Raw genomic sequence first — 9,730 nt, forward strand, 5'->3', positions numbered from 1 at the left:
ATGGCGGCATCGCGCCTTCTGGTTGTTGTATTCCTGCATGTTATTTCTTGCAATGCCACTCTGATTCACTCACAATCAGCACCAAAGTAGTGCGTGAGCGGCGCCTTGGGAGCCGGACACGGCTACACCCTGCGGTCCCACTTGCGATTGCCGAGCGGCGGTGCTTGCTATCGTGAATGGTAGCAAGGCCAGGCCGGCGGCAACCGTGCAGTGTTCTTTCAGATTGGAATCTTGCAATGAAAAACCTCAAGATTGGCGTGCGTCTCGGTGGCGGTTTTGCCGCCGTATTGCTCCTGCTGACTTCCTTGACCGTGGTCGGCATCGTGCAGATGCAAAGCGCCAGCAAGGAAACCGATGCCCTCGTCAACGTCAAGGTGCGCAATGAGCGCCTGATCGGCGAGTGGACCAAGGTCATTGAGGTGAACGCGGCGCGCACGGCGGCCGCCTGGAAGGTCAGCGACGTTGGGCACCAGAAACAGTTTGAGCAGGAAATGGCGGTCTCGTCCGCCCGCGCCACGGAAATCCAGAATGATATCGGCAAGAGCCAGCTGAATGCGCAAGAGCAGGCGCTCTACCAGGACGTGCTGAGCACGCGCAAAGCCTACACCGAGGTGCGCAAGAACGTCTTCAAGGCCAAGAATGCAGGCGACCTGGAACTGGGCAAGCGCCTGTACGAAGGCGACATGGCCGTCAAGCGCGACATCTACCTGGCGTCGCTGAAGAAGCTGGAAATGCTGGAAGCCAGATTGCTCGATGAAACGGCAGCGCACATCCGTTCGCGCTACGAAAATGGCCGTTTATTGCTCATTTCGCTGGGCGTGGCGGCCATTTTGCTGGGCATCGCCTGCGCCTACTGGATCACGCGCTCGATCACGCGCCCCATTACGCGTGCCGTCGAAGTGGCTGAAGCCGTCTCTGCTGGCGACCTGACCAGCCATATCGTGGTGGAAAGCCGCGATGAGACAGGGCAATTGATGCACGCGCTGAAAAACATGAACGACAAGCTGGTCAGTATCGTCGGCCAAGTGCGCGCCGGCACCGATTCCATCAGCACGGCGTCGAGCGAGATTGCGGCAGGCAACCTGGATTTGTCGTCACGCACGGAACAGCAGGCCAGCTCGCTGGAAGAGACGGCTTCCTCCATGGAAGAGCTGACGTCGACCGTCAAACTCAATGCCGACAATGCGCGCAGCGCCAACCAGCTGGCCATCGACGCCTCGCACATCGCCAGCAAGGGCGGGGTGGTGGTGTCGGAAGTGGTCAGCACCATGGGCTCGATCAACGATTCTTCGCGCAAGATTGTCGACATCATCAGCGTCATCGACGCCATCGCCTTCCAGACGAATATCCTGGCCCTGAACGCCGCCGTCGAAGCGGCCAGGGCCGGCGAGCAGGGCCGGGGCTTTGCCGTGGTGGCCTCCGAGGTGCGCAACCTGGCGCAGAGGTCAAGCCAGGCGGCCAAGGAAATCAAGGGCTTGATCGACGATTCCGTGCAAAAGGTCGAGGCCGGTTCGCAACTGGTGGACAAGGCGGGCCGCACCATGGATGAAATCGTGCAAAGCATCAGCCATGTGACGCAGATCATGAACCAGATCACGGACGCCAGCGACGAACAGCGCGCTGGCATCGAGCAAGTCAACCAGGCCATCGGCCAGATGGACCAGGTGACGCAGCAAAACGCGGCGCTGGTGGAAGAAGCGGCCGCAGCGGCGGAATCCATGCAGGAACAAGCGGCCAAGCTGGCCGACGTGGTGGGCTTGTTCAAGCTCGATGCCACACAGCAATACGTTTCTGCGGCGGTGGCACACTCGGTGGCAGCCAAGACTGCTACATCGACCACACCTGCCGCGCGGCGCGCCGTGGCCGCTTCCGCTGCACCTGGCACTGCGCGTGCCGCAGCCCATGGCACGGCCCATGCTACTTCGGCGCCCGCCAAGGCGGCGAAGCTGGCGAAGTTGGATGTGGCCCGCGCCAGCAAGCCACGCGCACCAGTCGCGTCAAGCGCCGACGAGTGGGAAGAATTTTAAGCAACTCTGTCATCCATCGGCCCCCGTGGTTTCAAGCGGTCTTTTCAACCATCGTTTCTCCTTGAGATGGCGTGGGCGCTACAATCGCGGCTTGACGAACCCCGCGAACGCGCCCTGCCATGACTACCCGCAGCACCAATCACTCCTCCCGCGCTGAAGCCGCCCAAACGGCTGCACTCGCCAAGCCAACTGCAACCACTAGGCAAGCTGACGTTGCCAAGCCGATCAAAGCGACTAGACAAGCTGACGTTGCCAAGCCAGCGGACATAGCCCATCAAGCGGCATCGGCCAAACGCACGCGCTGCGTCGTCTGCCTGCGTGCGGCAGCTAGTTGCATCTGCCACTGGATCGCTCCCTTGTCCCACGCAGTGGAAGTGCTGATCCTGCAGCATCCGCTGGAAGTGCACAACGCCAAGGGCAGCGCCCGCTTGCTGCACCTGAGCCTGCCCAATAGCCGCATGTTGACGGGCGAGCATTTTCCACCCGACACCCTGGCCGAACTGCTGGCCGGCAAACACAATGTGCTGCTGTATCCCGATACGCTGGGCGACCGCTCGCTGGGTATCGCGCCGCCGCCAGCGCTCGACCCGGCCATAGTGCTTGATCCAGCGCAACTGCGGCTGGTGGTGCTGGACGGCACCTGGCGCAAGAGCCGCAAGATGCTGTACGTCAATCCCCAGCTGCAACAACTGCCGCGCCTGCCACTGCGCGACACGCCCGCTTCCCATTACCTTATTCGCAAGGCGCACGCGCCGGATCAGCTTTCGACCCTGGAAGCGACTTGCTATGCCCTGATGCAGTTGGAGCAGGACGTGTCCCGCTTCGTTCCCTTGATGACAGCCTTTGACGGTTTTGTCGCACAGCATTTGAGTTATGTCATGGCGCACGCTGAAAAAGCTTGAGCAGCATCCCGACAGCCCTTGATCTTGGCCGAACAGCGGCATAGAATACTGTACGTATATACAGTTAACGGGGGCCGTTCATGAAAGCAATCATTCCAGAGCACGATGACAGCTTCGCCGGGCAAGCCATGCTGCCGCCGCAATCGCTGAAAGCCCTCAAGGGGCGCGGCGCCGTGTCGAACTTGCAAGGCCGCTACGAGCTGCATGCGCGGGCCGGCTTCGATGACGGCTGGGGTGTGGCTGGTCAGGAGGAGGCGGACGGGGAAGAGGGCGCTGCCGCCTGGAAGACGCAGGTCAGCGACGAGCAGGCGCGCACCATCCTCACGCGCAATGCCTCGCCCGATTTGCCGTTCAACGTGTCATTAAATCCATACCGCGGTTGTGAACATGGTTGCATTTATTGCTTTGCCCGCCCCACGCACAGTTATCTGGGCCTGTCGCCCGGTCTCGACTTTGAAAGCCGCATTTACGCCAAGGTGAACGCCCCCGAATTGTTGCGGCGCGAACTGGCCAAAGCCTCGTATGTGCCCGAACCGATCGCGTTGGGCGTGAATACGGATGCCTATCAACCGTGCGAGCGCGAACGGCAGCTGACGCGGCGCGTGCTGGAAGTGTTGCAGGAATGCGGGCATCCGGTGGCCTTGATCACGAAATCGTCGCTGATCGAGCGCGACATCGACTTGCTGGCGCCCATGGCGGCCAAACGCCTGGCGGCCGTGGCCGTCACCGTCACCACGCTTGACCCTGCCATCGCGCGCACGCTGGAACCCCGTGCGGCCGCCCCGGCGCGGCGTTTGCGCACCATCCGCACCTTGACGGACGCGGGCATACCCGTCGGCGTGAGCATTGCGCCCATCATCCCTTTCGTGACGGAACCGGAAATCGAGCAGCTACTGGAAGCCGTGCGCGACGCGGGCGCCATCCACGCCCATTACGTGGTGCTGCGCCTGCCGTGGGAAGTGAGCCCCTTGTTCCAGCAATGGCTGGAAGCGCATTTTCCAGAACGGGCCCAGCGCGTGATGAACCGGGTGCGAGAAATGCGTGGCGGCAAGGATTACGACAGTGCTTTTGGCACGCGCATGCAGGGCGAAGGCGTGTGGGCCGACCTGATACGCCAGCGTTTTGAAAAGGCCGTGCACCGCCTGGGCTTACACGGCAAGGGCGGCCGCTTCAAGCAGCTCGATAGCACGCAATTCCGCCGGCCGCTGGTGGTGCCACCGCTGGGAAACAAGGCGAAGGGAGGGGGTATTGGACAGCTGGATTTATTCTAGATCAACCGCACATCAAGCCTGATAGCGCAAGGTGTCGACCACCAGCTGGAACGCGGGCGAGGATAGCCTGCGGCTGGGGTAGTACAAATGGTAGCCAGGAATGGCGGGACACCAGTCTTCCAACACGGTGAGCAGAAGGCCGTCGGCCACGTGCTGCGCGATGGCGTCCTCCGGCACGTAGGCCAGACCATGGCCTTCCAGGGCCGCCGCCAGCATTTGCGGCGTGGTGTTGAAGATCATCTGGCCGCGCACCTGGATCTGCTGTTGCTGGCCATCCCTGGCGAATTCCCAGGCGTACAGGCCGCCATGGGTGGGCAGGCGCAGGTTGATGCAGTTGTGGGCCAGCAAGTCGCTGGGGCTGAGCGGCTTGCTGCGGTGGGCGAAGTGGCTTGGGGAGCCGACGACGACCATGCGCAAATCGGCACCGATGCGCACGGCGATCATGTCTTTTGCCACTTGGTCGCCGTTGCGCACGCTGGCGTCGTAGCGCTCGGTCACGATGTCGATAAGACCGTAGCTGATGTTGATCTCGATGTTCAGGTCAGGGTGGAGCGGTAGCAGCGGCGACAGCCTGGGCCACAAGATGGTGCTGGCCGCGTGGTCGTGCGCGCTGATGCGGAAGGTGCCTGTGGGTTTGTCGCGCAGCTCTTTCATGGCCGCCAGTTCGGCCTGGATGGCTGCATAGTACGGGCCGATGCTGGCCAGCAGGCGCTCACCCGCTTCGGTGGGCGAGACGCCGCGCGTGGTGCGCGTCAGCAGGCGAATACCCAGGCTTTCTTCCATCTTGCGGATGGTGTGGCTGAGGGTCGACTCGGACACGCCCAGCTGCGCGGCGGCGCGCGTAAAACTGCGCTCGCGCGCCACGGCGATGAAGGCGGGCAGGTTATTCAGGTCCATGCGTCAAGTCCATGCGTCAGGTCCGTGTGTCAGATCCATGCGTCAGCTTCCATCGTTGCGTCCATCTTGCACCAAGTCTGGCGTGCAATCGTTCAAACATTCAAACATTCAAGAATTCAAGCATTCAAGCATTCAAGCATTCAAGCATGCAATATTGCAATCTTGCATTTTATTATCAGTTGCATGCCCGTGCATGTGTTGCCTGTGCATGCCTTGGTTTGCCGTTTCAGGATATTGTCGGCTACTTGCATGCCTTGCCGGCCGTTGCAGTTGCCTCCTGCCCAGCACGATGCCTCATCCCGTCATGCTGCCTGCCGTGGTGTCCTTGATCTGCGCCAGATACTGCTCGATGGCAAAGACGTGCGGGTCGCTCTTGCCCAGTTCGCGCAGGGCGCTGGCCAGGTGCAGCAGGTAGTCGCTGTTCGGGCCGCTGGGGCCGTTTGAACGGGCGATCTGGCGCGCGATATCGAGTTCAGATGCGGCGCCCAAAAAGGCGGCATTTTCTTCGTTCGCGATGTACACCAGGCCTTCTGTGCTGCTGCCGTCCTCGAAGGTGATTTCCGTGGCCAGGCGCAAATAGCCGTTCTTTTCGCGATGGTCGAGGTGGGCGAACACTTCGGGCGTGATCAGGTAAGCCATGCCGTCGCACACGGCGCCCGCCTGCGGCACGATGGTAGCGACTCTGCCTGGCGCCATCGGCGTGCCCCGATGGTCGTGCGAACCTTGCCAGAAGCGCCGCGTCCAGCCTTTGATGCTGGCGGGGCGGCGCTCGATGTAGGGAAAGTCCGCCTTGTAGATCAGCGAGCCATAGCCGAATAGCCAGACTTGCTCATGGCCGTCGAATTTGTTCATGCGCTGGTTGATGGCGATGGTGGCGGCGTCGATGGACGACAGGTTGCTGCTGGCTGAATGGGCAGGCTGGGTCATGGTTGGGCAGGTGTGGGGCGATGATGCATTATAAAACGCTGCCCCTTGCGCCGCCTGCTGGCACGGCGTCGCGCGCGGCACCGCCGGTTGCCACCACGTTCCACTCGTGCGTCTCGACGTATTTGAAGAGGAAGGCGATAAAGCTCTCGGCCGCTGGCGACAGCGAACGGCCCGTCTTCGTGTAGACGAAAAAGCGCCGCGTCAGCTCCGGCTCGTACAGGGTGCGCATGTGCAGTTTATACAGCTTGACCATCGGTTCCGCATACGGCAGGCAGGCCGTGATGCCTAGGTTGGCGCTGACCATGGCCAGCGCCGTCGTCATGAACGTCACTTCATTGTAGGGATTGAGCGACAGGTCGCGGAAAGAACCGTGCATGTCGCGCAGCAGGCGCTCCGTGAACTGCCCCTGCAGCGAAATGAAGGGGTAGTCGGCCACGTCGGCCCAGGTGACCCGCTCTTTTTGCTGCAACGGATGCTGCTCGGGGAAGACCAGCACGAAGGGCATCTCGAACAGTACTTGCGCGGCGATTTCCGCCGTCGGGTCGCGCTCGGGGCCGATGCCGAAATCGACTTCGCCGCTGAAGACGCGCGCCGGGACATTCTCCACGGGGCAGTCGACCAGGCGCAATTGCACTTCCGGGTGCGCCTGGCGGTAGGCGGCGATCACTTCCGGCAGCAGGGTGCACGCCATCATCTGCGGCGCGGCGATGCGCACCATGCCTGTTTTCAGGGCCTTGCGCTGGGCGATGCCGGCCATGGCGCCGTCGAGGTCCTCGATCATCTTTTCAAACAGCGGATACAGCTCGCGGCCGATTTCCGACAACTGCGTCTTGCGCGTGCTACGCTCGACTACGCGCACCCCCAGCACGCTTTCCAGTTCCTTGATCAAACCGCTCAAGGCGGACTGGGTCACGTGCAGGTATTCGGCGGCCAGGGTAAAACTGCCGGTCTTGGCAAGCGCCACGAAGGCGCGCATCTGTCGCAGGCTGGGACTCATAAGATAATCCGATAAATCAATGGCTAAAAATTGTTTGTATGATAGCTGGAACTCGATTCTAATGGTGAAAAGCTGAAAAACACGCCAGCCATCGCGCTCAAGGCGCACCTATTGGAGACCGTAGCATGAAAATCAAGCAAATCCACCACGTTGCCTACCGCTGCATCGACGCGAAGCAAACCGTCGAGTGGTATGTCAAGCATTTGAACATGAATTTCGTCCTCGCCATCGCCGAAGATCTGGTGCCGTCGACCAAGGCGCCCGACCCGTACATGCACGTCTTCCTCGACGCGGGCCAGGGCAATGTGCTGGCCTTCTTTGAACTGCCGACGCAGCCGGCCATGGACCGCGACCGCAATACCCCGGCCTGGGTGCAGCACCTGGCGCTGGAAGTGGCCAGCATGGACGAATTGCTGGCCGCCAAGGAGCGCCTGGTGGCCGGTGGCGTGGAAGTGCTTGGCCCCGTGAATCACACCATCTTTCAGTCGATTTACTTCTTTGACCCGAACGGCCACCGCCTGGAACTGGCGGCGAACGTGGGCACGCCCGAGATGCTGGCCAAACTGGACGCCGTCAAATGGGAAATGCTGGAAGAATGGTCGCAGACGCGCCGCGCGCCGAAACACGCCGCCTGGATGCACGCCCCAGCCGAAGCTTGATTCATCGTACCGTAGCCCCGATACCTCATCTACACAAGGAATAGTATGAAACTCGCAACCCTGAAAAACGCCAGCCGCGACGGCGCCTTGATACTCGTCAGCCGCGACCTGCGCCAGTGCGTGAGCGTGGCCGCCATCACCCCGACCCTGCAGGCGGCGCTGGATAACTGGGATGCCATCGCGCCCAGGCTCGAACTTGCCTACGCCGCCCTGAATGCGGGCACGGCCACCGACGCCCAGGCGTTTGACGCCAGCCTGTGCCACTCGCCGCTGCCGCGCGCCTACCAGTGGGCCGACGGCTCGGCCTATATCAACCACGTGGAACTGGTGCGCAAGGCGCGCAACGCCGAAGTGCCCGCCTCGTTCTATGCCGATCCGCTGATGTACCAGGGCGGTTCGGACAGTTTCATCGGCCCGCGCGACCCGATCTTTGCCTTGTCGGAAGAGTGGGGCATCGACCTGGAAGCGGAAGTGGCCGTCATCACGGGCGACGTCGCCATGGGCGCCAGCGTGGCTGACGCGGCCAAGGCCATCCGCCTGGTGATGCTGGTCAATGACGTCTCGCTGCGCAACCTGATTCCGGGCGAGCTGGCGAAAGGTTTCGGCTTCTTCCAGTCGAAGGCGGCCAGCGCGTTTTCGCCTGTCGCCGTCACGCCGGACGAACTGGGTGGCGACTGGGCTGATAGCAAGCTGCACTTGCCGCTGCTGGTGGACCTGAACGACAAGCCCTTTGGCAAGCCGAATGCAGGCGAAGACATGACGTTCAACTTTGCGCAACTGGTGGCGCATGCGGCCAAAACGCGCGAACTGGGCGCCGGCAGCATCGTCGGTTCCGGTACCGTGTCGAACAAGCAGGGCAATCTGTTTGGTTCGAGCATCGAGAATGGCGGCGTGGGCTACTGCTGCCTGGCCGAAGTGCGCATGTACGAAACCATCGAGCACGGCGCAGCAAAAACGGCGTACCTGAAGTTCGGCGATACGGTGCGTATCGAGATGCGCGACGCGGCGGGCGCCAGCATCTTCGGTAGCATCGAGCAGACCGTGGTCCTATACGCCGGCCGCGCTTGAACGGAGACCGTCCGATGAAGCTGTATACCTATTTTCGCAGTTCGGCCGCCTACCGCGTGCGCATCGCCTTGAATTTGAAAGGCATCGCCTACGACAGCATCCCCGTGCATCTGCTGCAGGATGGCGGCCAGCAGTTGCTGCCGGCCTACCGCGCCGTCAATCCGTCGGCGCTGGTGCCGGCGCTCGATGACGATGGCGCCATATTGACGCAGTCGCTGGCGATCCTCGAATACCTCGACGAAACGCACCCTGGCGTGCCGCTGCTGCCGCCCGACGCGCTGGGACGCGCCCGCGTGCGCGCGCTGGCGCTGGCAATCGCCTGCGATGCCCATCCGCTGACGAATCTGCGGGTCTTGAAATACCTGAAAAACACCCTTGGGTTGTCGGAAGAGGTCAAGCAAGAGTGGTACCGCCACTGGATGGCCGAGGGGCTGGCGGCCGTCGAAGCACTGCTGGCGCAGGGCGACCCAAAGGACACCAAGCTGTTCTGTCACGGCGATAGCCCAGGCATGGCAGACTGCTGCCTGGTGCCGCAAGTGTTCAATGCGCAGCGTTTCGGCATCGACCTGGCGCCGTACCCGCGCGTGGCGCGCATCCATGCGCACTGCGCCAGCTTGCCCGCGTTTGCTGCTGCGCATCCGTCGCAGCAGGTGGATGCCGAATAGCTTGATACGCATCAAGCGCAAAACGGCCCCGGCCCGGATACAGGCTGGGGCCGTTTTTCATTGTTGCATGGATAGGATTGATGGTGCGTAACTTTGTGCTTTGACTAATTGAGGTGTACTGTCAATAGCGGACACTCTTGTTTCAAGCCGCCCGTGATTGTTTGCTGAATTTTTCAGCAAACAACGCGGGTGGAACATTGCCAAGGCGCGAGTGGCGCCGCTGGCGGTTATAAAAGCTTTCGATGTATTCCTGTATCGCCGCTCGGGCATCAGCCCGGGTAGCGTAACGGTGATGGTGCACCAGTTCGTTTTTCAGG

General features: G+C 61.8%; 10 protein-coding genes. 6 read left to right on the top strand and 4 right to left on the bottom strand.

All coding sequences use genetic code 11. The annotated features are described in order from the left end of the window. Positions 1-236: 236 nt before the first annotated feature. From ACQ4W6_RS22015 to ACQ4W6_RS22025, 3 genes are all read left to right on the top strand, one after another. Positions 237-2,027, top strand: a complete 1,791-nt coding sequence (locus tag ACQ4W6_RS22015) for a methyl-accepting chemotaxis protein (RefSeq protein WP_436569300.1) — start codon at positions 237-239, stop codon at positions 2,025-2,027. A 266-nt stretch (positions 2,028-2,293) separates the two neighbouring features. Further along, positions 2,294-2,929 carry a tRNA-uridine aminocarboxypropyltransferase gene (locus tag ACQ4W6_RS22020; protein WP_436569312.1) on the top strand — a complete coding sequence of 212 codons (636 nt, stop codon included), beginning with the start codon at positions 2,294-2,296 and terminating at the stop codon, positions 2,927-2,929. 128 nt (positions 2,930-3,057) lie between these two features. Beyond that, positions 3,058-4,200: a PA0069 family radical SAM protein gene (locus ACQ4W6_RS22025; protein ID WP_436569313.1), complete on the top strand. Its 1,143-nt coding sequence runs from the start codon at positions 3,058-3,060 to the stop codon at positions 4,198-4,200. Positions 4,201-4,212: 12 nt separating this feature from the next. Here ACQ4W6_RS22025 and ACQ4W6_RS22030 read toward each other — a convergent pair whose 3' ends face one another. The 3 genes from ACQ4W6_RS22030 to ACQ4W6_RS22040 all read right to left on the bottom strand — a co-directional run bounded on the left by ACQ4W6_RS22030 (position 4,213) and on the right by ACQ4W6_RS22040 (position 7,021). Next, the gene (locus ACQ4W6_RS22030) at positions 4,213-5,097 is read right to left on the bottom strand and encodes a LysR family transcriptional regulator (protein ID WP_436569301.1); all 885 of its coding nucleotides are present in this window, start codon (positions 5,095-5,097) and stop codon (positions 4,213-4,215) included. Positions 5,098-5,391: 294 nt separating this feature from the next. Beyond that, entirely contained in the window at positions 5,392-6,024 is a 633-nt protein-coding gene (locus tag ACQ4W6_RS22035) for a gamma-glutamylcyclotransferase (RefSeq protein WP_436569302.1), read from the bottom strand. A gap of 28 nt (positions 6,025-6,052) precedes the next feature. After that, positions 6,053-7,021, bottom strand: coding sequence for a LysR family transcriptional regulator (locus ACQ4W6_RS22040; RefSeq protein ID WP_436569303.1), 969 nt, complete (start codon positions 7,019-7,021; stop codon positions 6,053-6,055). 125 nt (positions 7,022-7,146) lie between these two features. Between ACQ4W6_RS22040 and ACQ4W6_RS22045 the strand changes: the two genes are divergently transcribed. The 3 genes from ACQ4W6_RS22045 to maiA are packed head-to-tail and all read left to right on the top strand — an operon-like array spanning position 7,147 to position 9,413. Beyond that, a complete protein-coding gene (locus ACQ4W6_RS22045) occupies positions 7,147-7,680 on the top strand; it encodes a VOC family protein (protein ID WP_436569304.1) in 534 nt (177 codons plus the stop codon). A 45-nt stretch (positions 7,681-7,725) separates the two neighbouring features. Then, positions 7,726-8,748, top strand: a complete 1,023-nt coding sequence (locus ACQ4W6_RS22050; protein WP_436569305.1) for a fumarylacetoacetate hydrolase family protein — start codon at positions 7,726-7,728, stop codon at positions 8,746-8,748. A gap of 14 nt (positions 8,749-8,762) precedes the next feature. Continuing rightward, a complete protein-coding gene (maiA, locus tag ACQ4W6_RS22055; RefSeq protein ID WP_436569306.1) occupies positions 8,763-9,413 on the top strand; it encodes a maleylacetoacetate isomerase in 651 nt (216 codons plus the stop codon). Between the two features lie 142 nt (positions 9,414-9,555). On the opposite strand, the gene ACQ4W6_RS22060 is transcribed toward maiA, so the two are convergent. After that, on the bottom strand, positions 9,556-9,730 hold a 175-nt coding region (locus ACQ4W6_RS22060; protein WP_436569314.1), incomplete at its 5' end, for an IS3 family transposase.

The sequence above is a fragment of the Janthinobacterium woesei genome (genome assembly GCF_051380875.1).
Classification (GTDB): Bacteria; Pseudomonadota; Gammaproteobacteria; order Burkholderiales; family Burkholderiaceae_D; genus Janthinobacterium.

Excerpts from the sequence above, each read along its gene's own strand:
- ACQ4W6_RS22015 (WP_436569300.1), top strand. The coding sequence starts at position 237 with ATGAAAAACCTCAAGATTGGCGTGCGTCTCGGTGGCGGTTTTGCCGCC.
- ACQ4W6_RS22025 (WP_436569313.1), top strand. The coding sequence starts at position 3,058 with ATGCTGCCGCCGCAATCGCTGAAAGCCCTCAAGGGGCGCGGCGCCGTG.
- ACQ4W6_RS22030 (WP_436569301.1), bottom strand. The coding sequence starts at position 5,097 with ATGGACCTGAATAACCTGCCCGCCTTCATCGCCGTGGCGCGCGAGCGC.
- ACQ4W6_RS22035 (WP_436569302.1), bottom strand. The coding sequence starts at position 6,024 with ATGACCCAGCCTGCCCATTCAGCCAGCAGCAACCTGTCGTCCATCGAC.
- ACQ4W6_RS22040 (WP_436569303.1), bottom strand. The coding sequence starts at position 7,021 with ATGAGTCCCAGCCTGCGACAGATGCGCGCCTTCGTGGCGCTTGCCAAG.
- ACQ4W6_RS22045 (WP_436569304.1), top strand. The coding sequence starts at position 7,147 with ATGAAAATCAAGCAAATCCACCACGTTGCCTACCGCTGCATCGACGCG.
- ACQ4W6_RS22050 (WP_436569305.1), top strand. The coding sequence starts at position 7,726 with ATGAAACTCGCAACCCTGAAAAACGCCAGCCGCGACGGCGCCTTGATA.
- maiA (WP_436569306.1), top strand. The coding sequence starts at position 8,763 with ATGAAGCTGTATACCTATTTTCGCAGTTCGGCCGCCTACCGCGTGCGC.